This is a genomic window from Paracoccus sp. 22332 (assembly GCF_052045125.1).
Taxonomy (GTDB): Bacteria; Pseudomonadota; Alphaproteobacteria; order Rhodobacterales; family Rhodobacteraceae; genus Paracoccus; species Paracoccus haematequi_A.
This window is the reverse complement of sequence record NZ_JBQEOI010000017.1, coordinates 1-13,091: the sequence shown is the minus strand read 5'-3', so window position 1 is coordinate 13,091 and position 13,091 is coordinate 1. Positions and strand designations below refer to the sequence as shown.

The following is a 13,091-nucleotide window of genomic DNA, read 5'->3' as shown; positions in this document are numbered from 1 at the left end:
GGCAGGGTGGCGGCAATGACATCCAGCAAAGGAAAGCCAGATGGTTCTGCTGAGTCTCGGCGTGGCCCTGTGGTGGGCGGCGCATCTGTTCAAGCGCGCGGCCCCCGAACGCCGCGCGGCCCTGGGCGACACGGGCAAGGGGCTGGTCGCGCTGCTGCTGGTCTTGTCGGTGGTGCTGATGGTGATCGGCTACAAGCGGGCCGACGGGCCGGTCTGGTGGGGGCCGTCGCCCGCCACGGTCGGGATCAACAACCTGCTGGTGCTGCTGGCCTTCTATCTCTACGCCGCGGACGGGATGAAGACCCGCGTCACCGCCTGGCTGCGTCATCCGCAACTGACGGCCTTCTCGCTGTGGGCTGTCGCGCATCTGCTGGTGAACGGTGACCTGCCGTCGCTGGTGCTGTTCGGCGGGCTGCTGGCTTGGGCCGTGGTGGAAATCGCCGTGCTGAACCGCGCGGGCGCCTGGAAACGGCGCACCGGCCCGTTCCCGTTGCGCAAGGAGATCATGGCGGCCGTGGGCGCGGTCGTCGTCATGCTGGTCGTGGGCCTGATCCACGGCTGGGTCGGACCCTGGCCATTCGGAGGCTGACGTGACCACCATCTATCGCTGCATCACCGAGGACGACACCTCGCAATTCTGCCACCGCGTCAGCGAGGCGCTGTCGAAGGGTTGGTCGCTGCATGGCAGCCCCACCATGGCCTGGGATCCCGTCAAGGGCGTGATGCGCATGGGCCAGGCGATCACCAAGCAGATCAAGGCCGACTATCATCCCGACATGAAGCTGGGACAACAATGACCAAGACCAATCCGGGCCGTTTCTTCGAGGATTACCGCATTGGCCAGGTGATCCGCCACGCCGTCCCCCGCACCGTGGCCGAGGGGGAACGGGCGCTGTATCACGCGCTGTATCCCGCGCGTCACGCGCTCTATTCCAGCGACGAATTCGCCACCAGTTGCGGGCTGGACGGCAGCCCGATGGACGACCTGCTGGCCTTCCACGTCGTCTTCGGCAAGACCGTGCCGGATGTGAGCCTGAACGCGGTGGCGAACCTGGGCTATGCGCAGGGCCGCTGGCTGGCGCCGGTCTGGCCGGGCGACACGCTGCGGTCGGAATCGCAGGTGATCGGGTTGAAGCAGAACTCGAACGGGAAATCCGGCGTGGTCTGGGTCCGCACCCAGGGCCTGAACCAGATGGACGAACCCGTGCTGGATTACGTCCGTTGGGTGATGGTGCGCAAGCGCGACGCGGATGCCCCGGCGCCGGAAACCGTTGTGCCGGACCTGGCTCCGGCGGTCGCCGCCGACGATCTGATGATCCCCGAAGGACTGGATTTCAGCGATTACGACTTCGACCTGGCGGGCGAACCGCATCGCTGGGGCGACTATCAGGTGGGCGAGAAGATCGACCATGTGGACGGCGTCACCATCGAGGAGGCCGAGCATATGCTGGCGACCCGGTTGTGGCAGAACACCGCCAAGGTGCATTTCGACGCCACCCACCGCGAGGACGGCAAGCGCCTGATCTATGGCGGCCATGTCATCAGCATGGCCCGCGCGCTGTCCTTCAACGGGCTGGCCAATGCGCAGATGATCGTCGCGCTGAACGCGGGCGCCCATGCCAACCCCTGCTTCGCGGGCGACACAATTCGCGCCTGGTCCGAGGTTCTGGACAAGGCGGAAACCGATGCGCCGGGCGTCGGCGCGATCCGGCTGCGGCTGGTCGCGACCAAGGGCGACAGCGCGGCCTTCCCGCTGAAGGACGGCGACGGCCGCTATCTGCCCGAGGTGCTGCTGGATCTGGATTACTGGGCCTTGATTCCGGTCTAGCGCAAACATTCGCATCCGCAGCATCCCTTGTGATCACAGCCTGGCAGGTCGTGATCACAAAGGTCGCAAAGCGAGGAAATTAGGCGGCCGCTCTGGCATCTGGCGGTGACAGATGTCACAAATGCCGACAGAACACGCGCCAATCGCCAGCCCGCGAGGCCAGCCATGCCTGCGACGGGTCCAGCCAGAACCGTTTAAAGGAGCGCCGCATCATGGCCGATGTGAACCGGGGCAACCGGCCGCTTTCCCCCCATCTCCAGGTCTATCGCCTGCCCATCGCCGCCGTGACCTCGATCATGACGCGGATCACGGGCCATGCGCTTGTCGCGGGCATCCTGCTGCTGGTCTGGTGGCTGGTCGCCGCCGTCAGCGGCCCGCGCGCCTTCGCCGCCGCCGACTGGGTGGTGCGGTCCTGGATCGGCTTCATCGTCCTGACCGGGTCGGCCTGGGCGCTGTGGTTCCATACGCTGGCCGGCATCCGGCACCTGTTCTACGATTCGGGCCAGCTGCTGCGCATCGAAGAGGCCGAGCGCGCCAGCTGGGCCATCATCATCGGATCGGTGGTGCTGACGCTGATCTCTCTGATCCTGTTCTTCCTGTTCTGAGGGATACCATGCGCTATATCACCCCCCGCAAGGCAGCCCAGGGACTCGGCTCGGCCCATAGCGGCACCCAGGACCACTGGTTCCTGACCGTCAGCTCCTGCGCCCTTGTCCTGCTGGTCCCGGCCTTCATGCTGGTCATCGGCAAGGCGATCGGCCTGCCGCATCCCGAACTGGTGGCCTATTTCGGTCGCCCCTATCCTGCGCTGATCACGGCGCTGTTCATCGTCGTGGGCATGGTGCATTTCATCAAAGGCACCCGGATCATGATCGACGATTATTTCCAACACACGGCGCGCAAGGTGGCGATCATCGTTTCGGTGGTCTTTTCCTGGGCGGTCATCGCGGCGGCAGTCTTTGCCTTGGCCAAGATGACGCTGGTCACCATCGCGATCTGAGGACATCATGGCTGCTTACGACATTCATACGCATGATTACGACGTGGTCGTGGTGGGGGCCGGGGGCGCCGGTCTGCGCGCGACGCTGGGCATGGCGGAACAGGGGCTGCGCACCGCCTGCGTGACCAAGGTGTTCCCCACGCGGTCCCACACCGTCGCGGCGCAAGGCGGCATCGCCGCGTCGCTGTCGAACATGGGACCGGACAACTGGCAATGGCACATGTACGACACCGTGAAAGGGTCGGACTGGCTGGGCGATACCGACGCGATGGAATACCTCGCGCGCGAGGCGCCCAAGGCAGTCTACGAACTGGAACATTACGGCGTGCCGTTTTCCCGGACCGAGGAAGGCAAGATCTATCAGCGCCCCTTCGGCGGCCACACCACTGAATTCGGCGAAGGCCCCCCGGTGCAGCGCACCTGCGCGGCGGCCGACCGCACCGGCCACGCGATCCTGCACACGCTTTATGGGCAATCGCTCAAGAACAACGCGGAATTCTTCATCGAATATTTCGCGCTGGACCTGATCATCACCGACGGCGCCTGCACCGGCGTCGTCTGCTGGAAGCTGGACGACGGCACCATCCACGTCTTCAACGCCAAGATGGTGGTGCTGGCGACCGGCGGCTATGGCCGCGCCTATTTCAGCGCGACATCGGCCCATACCTGCACCGGCGACGGCGGCGGCATGGTGGCGCGCGCGGGCCTGCCCTTGCAGGATATGGAATTCGTGCAGTTCCACCCGACCGGCATCTACGGCTCGGGCTGCCTGATCACCGAAGGCGCGCGGGGCGAGGGCGGATACCTGACGAACTCCGAGGGCGAGCGGTTCATGGAACGCTATGCGCCCACCTACAAGGATCTGGCCTCGCGCGACGTGGTTTCCCGCTGCATCACCATCGAGATCCGCGAAGGCCGCGGCGTCGGTCCCGACAAGGACCACATGTATCTGAACCTGATGCACCTGCCGCCCGAGGCCCTAGCCGAGCGCCTGCCCGGCATCAGTGAATCCGCCAAGATCTTCGCGGGCGTCGATGTGACCAAGCAGCCGATCCCGATCCTGCCGACGGTCCATTACAACATGGGCGGCATCCCCACGAACTATTGGGGCGAGGTGCTGAACCCCACCGCCGACAACCCGGATGCGATCTTCCCCGGCCTGATGGCCGTGGGCGAGGCGGGCTGCGCGTCCGTCCACGGCGCGAACCGGCTGGGGTCGAACAGCCTGATCGACCTGGTGGTCTTCGGCCGCGCCGCCGCGATCCGCGCGGGTCAGGTGATCGACCGCGAAAGCCATGTCCCCGCCACCAACCAGGCCCAGGTGGACAAGGCGCTGGCCCGCTTCGACGCGCTGCGCAATGCCAACGGCACCACGCCCACTGCGGATCTGCGGCTGGAGATGCAGCGCACCATGCAGGCCGACGCGGCGGTGTTCCGCACCGACAAGACCCTGGCCGAGGGCGCCGAGAAGATGACGGGGATCGCCGCCAAGCTGGACGACCTCAAGGTCACCGACCGGGGTCTGATCTGGAACACCGACCTGATGGAAACGCTGGAGCTGACCAATCTGATGCCCAACGCCTTGGCGACGATCGTCGCGGCCGAGGCGAGGAAGGAAAGCCGGGGCGCCCATGCGCATGAGGACTGGCCCGAGCGGGACGACGCCAACTGGCGCAAGCACTCGCTTGCATGGGTGGATGGAAACGCGGTTAAACTGGATTACCGCCCCGTTCATCTGGACCCTCTGACCACGGAAGCAGATGGCGGGATCGACCTGAAGAAGATTGCTCCCAAGAAAAGGGTTTACTGATGCGCTTCCAGACTTTTGCCGCCCTGGGTCTTGCCGCCGCCGCCCTGGCGGGCTGCGTGGCCCCCGTTCCGCCCGCGACGACCGTCACCACGCCCCCCAGTGTGATCACCACGCCCACGGTGCTGGATGCGGCCTCGCGCCAGGTGGCCCGCACCGTGATCAACGCCGAGATGGAAAAGCGCCTGCCCGGCGCCAATGTCGCGCCCTATACCGATTGCGTGGTCAACAACGCCACCACGGCGGAACTGATCGACATCGCCCAAGCGTCCCGCGCGGGCGTGACGGGCACGGCGGACAGCGTGGCGGCCATCGTCTCGCGTCCGGCGACGACCCAGTGCATCGCCGCGGCGGCGCGCACGGCGTGACGTGATGCGCGCGCGGGCGGGACATATGGCGCTTTTGCTGGCGGGAACCCTGGCCGCCTGCGGCCCGGTGCCGGTCCAGCAGGCCGAACTGACCTGCCTGCGCGACGCCGAACTGACCGTCCGCCCGCGCACCAATGTGGCCCTGGGCGTCGGCACCGGCTTCGGCGGCGGCGGGACGCGCGGCTTCGGCAGCGTTTCGGTCGATCTGTCGGGCGACTATCTGGCGGGGCGCGATCCTTCGCAGGTCTATGACCGCTGCGTGCAGCGCCGCTCCGGGCAGATGCCGCGCCGCCCGCTGACCGAACAGCCGGGCTGGACGGGCTGAGATGGCGGGCGCAGGGCGGACAGGGCAGGGGGCGCGGCGCCTGATCGTCCATCTGGGCGTCCAGAAGACCGGCAGCACCGCGATTCAGCGGCACCTGCGCCGCAACGCCGACGCGCTGGCGGACCATTTGGTGATCCGTACGCCCGAGGAAGGATCGCCCATGCGTCCCCTGGGCCGGGCGGCGGTGGCCTTCAGCCTGGATCCGTCCGGGGACCGCGCACAGGCGTTGAAGCTGGCCTTCCGCGCGGTGCTGGATACGCTGCCCGGCAATGACGTGCCGGTGCTGGTCAGCCACGAGAACCTGGCAGGCGCCATGCCCGGCAATGGCGGCGAGGTGCGGCTGTATCCCGCCCTGCCGCAGATCGCCGCGCTGCTTCTGGCCGAAGCGCGGGATTTCGCGGTCGATTTCGCGATCTACACCCGCCAGCAGAAGGCCTGGCGCCCCTCGGTCTGGGCGCAGGCGGTGCGCACCGACGGCTATGGCCGCAGCCTGGCCGAGTTCGAGACCGAGACGGCGGGCCTTCCCGGATGGGGCGACCTGATGCGCCGCCTGACGGCCGAAGTCGGCGGCCGCGTGACCCGCTTCAAGCTGGAGGACGAGGCCGATCCCCTGCGCCCCGGCCGCCAGTTGCTGCGCCATGCGGGGATCGGGGACGACCTGATCGACGCGCTGGCTCCGCTGGACGGGCCGTCCAACAGCCGCCTGAACACCGGCGCCACCGAATTCCTGCGCCGCCTGAACGGGCTGGCGCTGAACCCGCACGCGCATGGCCGGATCGTCGATCTGGTCGCCCGCGCCGAACATCTTTTCGCGGCGGATGTGCCGCAAGGCACTTCCTGAGAGGAGCACCCAATGGTCCAGTTCACCCTGCCCAAGAACAGCCAGATCCGCGTCGGCAAGACCTGGCCCGCGCCCCAGGGCGCGACCAATGTCCGCAAGTTCAAGATTTATCGCTGGGATCCCGATACGGGCGAAAATCCGCGCCTGGACACCTATTTCGTCGATCTGGACAAATGCGGGCCGATGGTCCTGGACGCGCTGATCAAGATCAAGAACGAGATCGACCCGACCCTGTCCTTCCGCCGGTCCTGCCGTGAGGGGATCTGCGGTTCCTGCGCGATGAACATCGACGGCGGCAACCACCTGGCCTGCATCTATGGCATCGACGAGGTGAAGGGCGACGTGTCGATCTATCCGCTGCCGCACATGCCGGTGGTCAAGGATCTGGTCCCCGACTTGACGCATTTCTATGCCCAGCACGCCAGCGTGAACCCCTATCTGATCACCAAGTCGCCCACGCCCGGCAAGGAATGGAAGCAGTCCATCGAGGACCGCAAGAAGCTGGACGGGCTGTACGAGTGCATCCTGTGCGCCTCCTGTTCGACCGCCTGCCCGTCCTACTGGTGGAGCGGCGACCGCTATCTGGGTCCGGCGGCACTGCTGCACGCCTATCGCTGGATCATCGATTCGCGCGACGAGGCGACTGGGGAGCGGCTGGACGATCTGGAGGATCCCTTCAAGCTGTATCGCTGCCACACGATCATGAACTGCACCAATACCTGCCCCAAGGGGCTGAACCCGGCCAAGGCGATCGCGTCCATCAAGCACATGATGGTCGACCGGATGGTGTAAAAGCCGGGGGCTTCGCGCCCCCGGACCCCCGCGGGGTATTGGGACAAAGAAGAAGGGCCGGAGGTTTTGCCTGTGGCCCTTTTGCTGCGAGTCGCTTGTTTGTCGCTGGAAAAGGTCCAGTGGACCTTTTTCCGGGCGCTTTTCACCCCTCGACCTTGGTGAAGTCGGCGATCTGCTGGCCTGCGGCGCGGATGCGGTGCAGCAGGTTCAGGCGGTTGCGGCGGACGATCTGGTTGTCGGTGTTGACCTGCACCGTGTCGAAGAAGGCGTCGATGGGCGCGCGCAGGGCGGCGATGGCCGTCATGGCGGCGGGGAAGTCTTCCGCCGCGATGGCCTGCTTGATCGCGGGTTCGGCGGTATCGAGGGCGGCGAACAGGGCGCGTTCCTGGTCGGTTTCGGCGAATTTCGCGTCGGCGCCGAAGCTGTATTCGACGCCGTCCTTTTCCTCGGCCTGCGCCAGGATGTTCCCGGCGCGCTTGAGGCCCTGGGTCAGGTTTTTCCCGTCATCGGTTTGCAGCATGGCGTTGAGCGCGGTGGCGCGGTTCACCACGAGCACGAGGTCGTCATTGCCGGGCTGCGCCAGCACGGCGTCGATGATGTCGTGGCGGATGCCCTGGTCGCGGAGGTAGACCTTGAGGCGGTCGTGGAGGAAGGAGAGGAGGTCGGTGCGCCATTCTCCGACAACCCACTTCATCTCATGACCCGTCGCGTTAGCGATTTCACCGCTAACTTGATTGACCGACTTGAATGCAATCTCGGCTGTTTCGCCCAGTGGTAAACCTACACTCTCAGCAGCCTCCTTCAGGCTTCGTTTTATCTTGTCCGCTTTAGCATTGTATTCGTCAGAAATACTATTGTTGGCAAAATGGATAAGGTCAGAAATTCTGATTGCATTTTTGCTCTCCAGTACTAACCGAATAACCCCCAACGCCGCCCGCCGCAGCGCATAGGGATCCTTCGAGCCGGTAGGCTTCTCATTAATCGCCCAGAACCCGGTCAGTGTGTCGATCTTGTCAGCCAAGGCCACCGCCACCGAAACCGGCGCAGTCGGCACCGCATCGGATGGCCCAAGCGGCGAGTAATGGTCGCGGGCGGCATCCGCTACCGCCTCGGGCTGGCCTGCCGCAAGAGCGTAATACCGGCCCATGGTGCCTTGCAGTTCGGGGAACTCTCCAATCATCGCGCTGCGCAGGTCCAGCTTGGCCAGCTTTGCGGCCTGTTCGGCCTGGTTCGCGTCGGCGCCGACCAAGGGCGCGATCTCTCGGGCTAGCGCCGCGATCCGCGCAACACGATCCGCCTGTGACCCCAGCTTGTTGTGGAACGTCACCGATTTCAGACCCTCGGCCCAGGCCTGCATCCCCGCCTTCGCCTCGCGCAGGTCGTTTTCCCAGAAGAACGCGGCGTCCGACAGGCGCGCGGCCAGCACCCGCTGGTTCCCGGCCAGGATCGTCGCGCCGTCGTCCGGGGTCTCGATATTGGCGACAGTCACAAAACCTTCGATGCGGCCGGTCTTGGGGTTCTTGGCCGAGAAGAACTTCTGGTGTTCCTTCATCGAGGTTTGCAGCACCTCGGGCGGCAGGTCCAGGAAGCGGTCCTCGATCACGCCCATCAGGGGGACGGGCCATTCGACAAGGCCCGCGACCTCGGACAGAAGCCCGTCGTCGGGGACGATCTGCCAGCCGCGCGCGAAGGCGAGATTTTCGGCCTGCTGGCGGATCGCGGCCTCGCGTTCGGCGCTGTCCAGAATCACATGGGCACGGCGCAGTTTCGCGGCGTAATCGTCAAAGCCCGTGACGGTGAAGGCATCGGGGGACAGGAAGCGATGCCCGCGCGTGTTGTTGCCCGCCGTGATGCCTTCGACCGCCAGGGGGACGACGGTGGCGCCCGCTTCGTCCGACAGCAGGCAGAGGATCGAATGCAGCGGGCGGACCCAGCGGAGCGAACCCGCACCCCAACGCATCGACTTGGGCCAGGGGAAGTTGCGGATGGTGGCGTCCAGGACCTCGGCCACGATTTCCGAGGCGGGGCGGCCCGCGCGTTCGATCACGGCGAACCAGACCTGGCCCTTCTTGTCGTCGCGGGCCTGCAACTGGTCGCGGGTCAGGCCGGTCGAACGCAGGAAGCCTTCCAGCGCGGCGTCCGGCGCGTCGGTGCGGGGGCCCTTGCGTTCCTCGCGCGTGGTGGGGCTGTTGGCCGTCAGCCCCTCGACCGTCAGGGTCAGGCGGCGCGGCGTGGAAAACGCCCCGGCCGAGGCATAGGTCAGCCCGGCGTTCACCAAGCCGTCGGTCACAAGCTTCCTCAGATCCTCGCGGGCGCGGGCCTGCATCCGGGCGGGGATTTCCTCGGAAAACAGTTCGATCAGCAGGTCGGGCATCAGTCCATCACTCCGCGTTCCGGGGTCTTGTCGTTCATTTGGTGCCAGCCGAAGGCGCGGCCGTCGGGATAAACGGCGATCACGCGGTCCACGTCGGGCCGGATTTCGGGCCGGGACAGATAGGCGGCGGCCACGCCCGATTCCAGGTCGCGGGTTAGCTGGGCATAGTCGAAGCAGCCGAACCATGAGGGCGCCGCCAGCGGCGTCGGCTGGGCAAAGGGTTCCGCGCCCGCGGGCAGGGGTTCGGCCAGGCGGAAACAGGCGCGCCACCGCAGGGGGGAACTGTCGGCGTCGATCGCCTCGACCCCGGTGGTCGCCAGGGGAAGGGGGGCGCCGTCAACCATCACGGTCGGTGCCACGGCCGAGGGGTCCAGCCGGTCGTAGAAATGATATTCCTGCAAATACCACATGCCGCCGCCCGCGATCACGGCGGCGGCCAGCAGGCCGATGCCGATGATCTTGCCGTTCATGCCTGGGCCGCTTCCGTGGTCACGAACAGGTCGGCGCAGGCTTTCGCCAGCGCCCGGACCCGGCCGATATAGGCCTGCCGTTCCGTGACCGAGATCACGCCGCGCGCATCCAGCAGGTTGAAAATATGGCTGGCCTTGATCGCCTGGTCATAGGCCGGGTGGGCCATGGGGATGGTCCGCCCCGCGCCGTCCACCGGGTCGGCGGCGAGGATCCGGGCGCATTCGGCCTCGGCATCCTTGAAGTGCTGGAACAGCATGTCCGTATCGGCCTGATCGAAGTTCCAGCGGGAATATTCCTGCTCGGTCTGGCGGAAGATGTCGCCATATGTCAGCGGGATCGGCGCGCCGGGATCGTTGAAGGGCATGTCCATCACATGCTCGACCCCCAGCACATACATCGCCAGCCGTTCCAGCCCATAGGTCAGCTCGCCCGAAACGGGGCGGCAGTCATGGCCGCCGACCTGCTGGAAATAGGTGAACTGGCTGACCTCCATGCCGTCGCACCAGACCTCCCATCCCAGGCCCCAGGCGCCCAGCGTGGGGGATTCCCAGTCATCCTCGACGAAGCGCACGTCATGGACCAGCGGATCCAGGCCGATGGCGCGCAGGCTGCCCAGATACAGGTCTTGCAGGTTCGCGGGCGACGGCTTGATGATGACCTGATACTGGTAATAGTGCTGAAGCCGGTTCGGGTTTTCGCCATAGCGCCCGTCCGTGGGGCGTCGCGAGGGCTGGACATAGGCCGCCGCCCAGGACTTGCCGCCCAGGCTGCGCAGCGTGGTGGCCGGGTGGAAGGTGCCCGCGCCCACCTCCATGTCATAGGGTTGCAGGATCGCGCAGCCCTGTTCGGCCCAATAGGCTTGCAGGCGCAGGATGATCTCCTGAAAGCTGCGGGGTCGGTTGGGGCTGGTCATCGGGGCCGTCCTTTGCATAGATCAGCACATGCTTGCGCGCCTTCTAGGCGGCGCGGGGAACAGGGTCAATAAAGGCCGGAAAAGGGGATGGGAATGCGGCGACTGGCTTTCGTGGTGATGGCGGCGGGACTGCCGATGGCGGGCTTCGCGCAGGACGCCGTGATCCGCATCGAGGCCAAGCGGGGCGGCGACGTGGCCGAGGCCGCCGCCCGCTGGGCCAGCCAGTTGGGCGATGTGGTGACCTTTCCGCTGCCGCGCGGCTGGACCGCCATCGCCATCGGGCCGCTGACGCCCGAGGAGGCGGGCGAGCGCATCGGCGCGCTGAAAGAGGCACGGCAGATCCCGGCGGACAGTTTCGTCACCGTGCCGGGCGAGGATGTGGTGCTGACCCCGGTAGGCCAGACCGCGCCCGTGGCCGAGGCGCCGGCTGCCGCGCCAGAACCCGCCGTGCCGCAGCCGGATCTGCCCGCGCCGGGCGCCTATCTGCGCCTGCAATCGGTCCCGTCGCGGACAGATGCGGACGCGGCCCTTGTCGAATGGCGCAAGACCTTCCCCGAGGCGGGGCTGGCGGGCCTGCCGAACGGCTGGTTCGGGGTGGTTCTGGGTCCGCTGGACCGGGCTGCCGCCGATGCCTGGCTGAAGGTTTTCAAGGATGGCGACCTTGTCCCGAACGACGCTTTCGTGTCGGACGCCGCCGATCTGGCGGCGGTGGTCCAGGCGGGGCAGGCGCCGAACCTGCCCGCGCCCCCGGCCGCCCCCGGCGAAATGCCGCCGCTGGACCAGGTGCAGCGCGCGCTGCGTTGGGCGGGCGTCTATGACGGAGAGATCGACGGCAAGGACGGCCCGCGCACCCGCGACGCCATCCGCGCCGAGATTCTGGCCGAACGCCTGTCCACCGACCCCGGCACCGCGATGCGCGAGTTGATCGCACGCCGCGACGCCTGGCGGGCCGAGGTCGGGCTGGAAACGCTGGAGGACGCGGCGACCGGGCTGTCGCTGCTGGCGCCGATGGACCGGCTGGAGTTCGACCGGACGGAACGGGCGCTGTCGATCTATGGTCCCAGGGACGGGTCCGGCGCGGCGCTGATCCTGTTCAGCCAGCCCGGCGGGCAACAGGAGCTGCTGGATCTGTCAGGCCTTGTCACCGCGCTTGGCTGGGTGCCGCAGCCGACCCGCACCATCAAGCCCGGCCATGTGCTGCTGGAAGGCTCGAACGAGGCTCATATCGGCCGGGCCGAAGGCTGGGTCCGCGATGGCCGGGCCGAGGGCTTCGTGCTGATCTGGCCCGTGGGCGACGCGCAGGCGCAGGCGCCGATCGCGGCGGAGATGTCGGATAGTTTTGCGCGCAAGGGTCCGGCGGTGAATGAGGGGGCGTCAAGTGAAGCGACTTTGCCGGTAGAGTGAAACCGGACCACTGACAGTCGGGGTTAGTCGCGGTGTGCAATGCGGACCAATGAGACAGTCAGAGAAGTGGGGCAAGTTGATGTGGAAATCTGGCGTGACGCCGAAGCCTAGGTTAGGGCGTGTTGACAAAAGGGATTCACCGGGCGCGGTGATCGTGATTCAAGCTGGTATCTGCAATGGAGACCAGCGTGGCACGAAACCTGATGTCGAACGACGAGTGGGCGTTCTTTGAACGCTTCATCCTGGCTGTCCGTTCTCCGAACGGCCGCAAGCCCACGAACCATCGGCTTGTTCTGGATGGGATTTTCTGGATCGCCCGAACGGGGTCGCCCTGGCGCGACCTGCCGGAAGAGTTCGGCAAATGGTCGTCTGTCTATCGGCAGTTCCGGCGCTGGACGTTGGCGGGGCTGTGGGAACAGATCCTGGAGGCGCTGAACGAGAGCCGGATCGTGCCGGATGCGCTGCAGATGATCGACAGCACCGTGGTTCGCGCTCATCATCAGGCAGCGGGCGCAAAAGGGGGACTCCGCGCCAAGGTTTCGGCCGCTCGCGAGGTGGCTTCACGACCAAGATCCATCTGCGGGTCAATGCGGCAGGCCTGCCCATGAGAACCGAGATCACGGCCGGGCAGACATCGGACTACCTCGGCTTCGATCTGGTCATGGCTGACAACCTGCCCGAGCCAAGCGTTCTGCTCGCAGACCGCGGCTACGACTCCGACAACATCCGCAAGACCATGGAGGTGCGCGACGTGGTGCCGGTCATCCCCATGCGCAAAACCCGGAAGCTACGGGTCGCCGTTGACCGCAGGCTCTACCGCCTGCGCAATCTCGTTGAGCGGTGCTTCAACAAGCTCAAGAATGCCCGTCGCGTCGCCACCCGCTACGACAAGACCGCCGAAAGCTTCCTGGGCTTCATCGACATCACGTCGATCCGCCTCTGGCTCCGCCATTTGTCAACATGACCTA

At 66.4% G+C, this 13,091-nt stretch carries 15 protein-coding genes; 12 read left to right on the top strand and 3 right to left on the bottom strand.

Annotation, left to right across the window (positions count from 1 at the left end):
• Positions 1 to 40: 40 nt before the first annotated feature.
• The 10 genes from ACTJI6_RS15390 to ACTJI6_RS15345 all read left to right on the top strand — a co-directional run bounded on the left by ACTJI6_RS15390 (position 41) and on the right by ACTJI6_RS15345 (position 6,961).
• Positions 41 to 589 (top strand): NnrU family protein, encoded by a 549-nt coding sequence (locus ACTJI6_RS15390; RefSeq protein ID WP_440801876.1) that lies wholly within the window; start codon positions 41 to 43, stop codon positions 587 to 589.
• A 1-nt stretch (position 590) separates the two neighbouring features.
• Positions 591 to 797 carry a DUF1737 domain-containing protein gene (locus ACTJI6_RS15385; RefSeq protein WP_126155576.1) on the top strand — a complete coding sequence of 69 codons (207 nt, stop codon included), beginning with the start codon at positions 591 to 593 and terminating at the stop codon, positions 795 to 797.
• Positions 794 to 1,828, top strand: a complete 1,035-nt coding sequence (locus ACTJI6_RS15380) for a MaoC family dehydratase (RefSeq protein ID WP_440801874.1) — start codon at positions 794 to 796, stop codon at positions 1,826 to 1,828. Before ACTJI6_RS15385 ends, ACTJI6_RS15380 begins: the two co-directional genes overlap by 4 nt.
• Before the next feature lie 212 nt (positions 1,829 to 2,040).
• Positions 2,041 to 2,433, top strand: a complete 393-nt coding sequence (gene sdhC / locus ACTJI6_RS15375) for a succinate dehydrogenase, cytochrome b556 subunit (protein ID WP_126155574.1) — start codon at positions 2,041 to 2,043, stop codon at positions 2,431 to 2,433.
• Positions 2,434 to 2,441: 8 nt separating this feature from the next.
• Positions 2,442 to 2,828: a succinate dehydrogenase, hydrophobic membrane anchor protein gene (locus ACTJI6_RS15370; RefSeq protein ID WP_440801872.1), complete on the top strand. Its 387-nt coding sequence runs from the start codon at positions 2,442 to 2,444 to the stop codon at positions 2,826 to 2,828.
• Between the two features lie 7 nt (positions 2,829 to 2,835).
• Complete coding sequence (gene sdhA / locus ACTJI6_RS15365) at positions 2,836 to 4,638, top strand: succinate dehydrogenase flavoprotein subunit (protein WP_440801871.1); 1,803 nt, start codon at positions 2,836 to 2,838, stop codon at positions 4,636 to 4,638.
• Positions 4,638 to 5,003, top strand: coding sequence for a hypothetical protein (locus ACTJI6_RS15360; RefSeq protein WP_440801869.1), 366 nt, complete (start codon positions 4,638 to 4,640; stop codon positions 5,001 to 5,003). Before sdhA ends, ACTJI6_RS15360 begins: the two co-directional genes overlap by 1 nt.
• Positions 5,004 to 5,028: 25 nt before the next feature.
• The gene (locus tag ACTJI6_RS15355; protein WP_440801867.1) at positions 5,029 to 5,328 is read left to right on the top strand and encodes a hypothetical protein; all 300 of its coding nucleotides are present in this window, start codon (positions 5,029 to 5,031) and stop codon (positions 5,326 to 5,328) included.
• Between the two features lies 1 nt (position 5,329).
• Positions 5,330 to 6,169: a hypothetical protein gene (locus ACTJI6_RS15350; protein WP_440801865.1), complete on the top strand. Its 840-nt coding sequence runs from the start codon at positions 5,330 to 5,332 to the stop codon at positions 6,167 to 6,169.
• 12 nt (positions 6,170 to 6,181) lie between these two features.
• A complete protein-coding gene (locus tag ACTJI6_RS15345) occupies positions 6,182 to 6,961 on the top strand; it encodes a succinate dehydrogenase iron-sulfur subunit (RefSeq protein ID WP_440801862.1) in 780 nt (259 codons plus the stop codon).
• Positions 6,962 to 7,103: 142 nt separating this feature from the next.
• Here ACTJI6_RS15345 and glyS read toward each other — a convergent pair whose 3' ends face one another.
• Genes glyS through ACTJI6_RS15330 form a run of 3 tightly spaced genes read right to left on the bottom strand, consistent with a single transcriptional unit; the run spans position 7,104 to position 10,719 of the window.
• Entirely contained in the window at positions 7,104 to 9,335 is a 2,232-nt protein-coding gene (gene glyS / locus ACTJI6_RS15340; RefSeq protein WP_440801861.1) for a glycine--tRNA ligase subunit beta, read from the bottom strand.
• Positions 9,335 to 9,805: a DUF6446 family protein gene (locus ACTJI6_RS15335; protein ID WP_440801859.1), complete on the bottom strand. Its 471-nt coding sequence runs from the start codon at positions 9,803 to 9,805 to the stop codon at positions 9,335 to 9,337. The genes glyS and ACTJI6_RS15335 overlap by 1 nt, the downstream gene beginning before the upstream one ends.
• Positions 9,802 to 10,719, bottom strand: coding sequence for a glycine--tRNA ligase subunit alpha (locus tag ACTJI6_RS15330; RefSeq protein ID WP_440801857.1), 918 nt, complete (start codon positions 10,717 to 10,719; stop codon positions 9,802 to 9,804). Before ACTJI6_RS15330 ends, ACTJI6_RS15335 begins: the two co-directional genes overlap by 4 nt.
• 93 nt (positions 10,720 to 10,812) lie before the next feature.
• Here ACTJI6_RS15330 and ACTJI6_RS15325 point away from each other — a divergent pair, with 93 nt between their 5' ends.
• Both ACTJI6_RS15325 and ACTJI6_RS15320 read left to right on the top strand, forming a co-directional pair.
• Complete coding sequence (locus ACTJI6_RS15325; protein WP_440801856.1) at positions 10,813 to 12,123, top strand: peptidoglycan-binding domain-containing protein; 1,311 nt, start codon at positions 10,813 to 10,815, stop codon at positions 12,121 to 12,123.
• Between the two features lie 176 nt (positions 12,124 to 12,299).
• Positions 12,300 to 13,087 (top strand): IS5-like element ISPme2 family transposase gene (locus tag ACTJI6_RS15320; RefSeq protein WP_088238952.1). Its coding sequence is split into 2 segments (ribosomal slippage): positions 12,300 to 12,636 and positions 12,636 to 13,087, totalling 789 coding nucleotides; the frame shifts between segments, so codons are not numbered across the junction.
• The last annotated feature ends 4 nt before the right edge of the window (positions 13,088 to 13,091 follow it).

What these genes read in the sequence shown, in the direction of transcription:
- ACTJI6_RS15370 (WP_440801872.1), top strand. Translation starts at nt 2,442, where the DNA reads ATGCGCTATATCACCCCCCGCAAGGCAGCCCAGGGACTCGGCTCGGCC.
- ACTJI6_RS15390 (WP_440801876.1), top strand. Translation starts at nt 41, where the DNA reads ATGGTTCTGCTGAGTCTCGGCGTGGCCCTGTGGTGGGCGGCGCATCTG.
- sdhA (WP_440801871.1), top strand. Translation starts at nt 2,836, where the DNA reads ATGGCTGCTTACGACATTCATACGCATGATTACGACGTGGTCGTGGTG.
- ACTJI6_RS15380 (WP_440801874.1), top strand. Translation starts at nt 794, where the DNA reads ATGACCAAGACCAATCCGGGCCGTTTCTTCGAGGATTACCGCATTGGC.
- ACTJI6_RS15330 (WP_440801857.1), bottom strand. Translation starts at nt 10,719, where the DNA reads ATGACCAGCCCCAACCGACCCCGCAGCTTTCAGGAGATCATCCTGCGC.
- glyS (WP_440801861.1), bottom strand. Translation starts at nt 9,335, where the DNA reads ATGCCCGACCTGCTGATCGAACTGTTTTCCGAGGAAATCCCCGCCCGG.
- ACTJI6_RS15325 (WP_440801856.1), top strand. Translation starts at nt 10,813, where the DNA reads ATGCGGCGACTGGCTTTCGTGGTGATGGCGGCGGGACTGCCGATGGCG.
- ACTJI6_RS15350 (WP_440801865.1), top strand. Translation starts at nt 5,330, where the DNA reads ATGGCGGGCGCAGGGCGGACAGGGCAGGGGGCGCGGCGCCTGATCGTC.
- ACTJI6_RS15360 (WP_440801869.1), top strand. Translation starts at nt 4,638, where the DNA reads ATGCGCTTCCAGACTTTTGCCGCCCTGGGTCTTGCCGCCGCCGCCCTG.
- ACTJI6_RS15335 (WP_440801859.1), bottom strand. Translation starts at nt 9,805, where the DNA reads ATGAACGGCAAGATCATCGGCATCGGCCTGCTGGCCGCCGCCGTGATC.
- sdhC (WP_126155574.1), top strand. Translation starts at nt 2,041, where the DNA reads ATGGCCGATGTGAACCGGGGCAACCGGCCGCTTTCCCCCCATCTCCAG.
- ACTJI6_RS15355 (WP_440801867.1), top strand. Translation starts at nt 5,029, where the DNA reads ATGGCGCTTTTGCTGGCGGGAACCCTGGCCGCCTGCGGCCCGGTGCCG.
- ACTJI6_RS15345 (WP_440801862.1), top strand. Translation starts at nt 6,182, where the DNA reads ATGGTCCAGTTCACCCTGCCCAAGAACAGCCAGATCCGCGTCGGCAAG.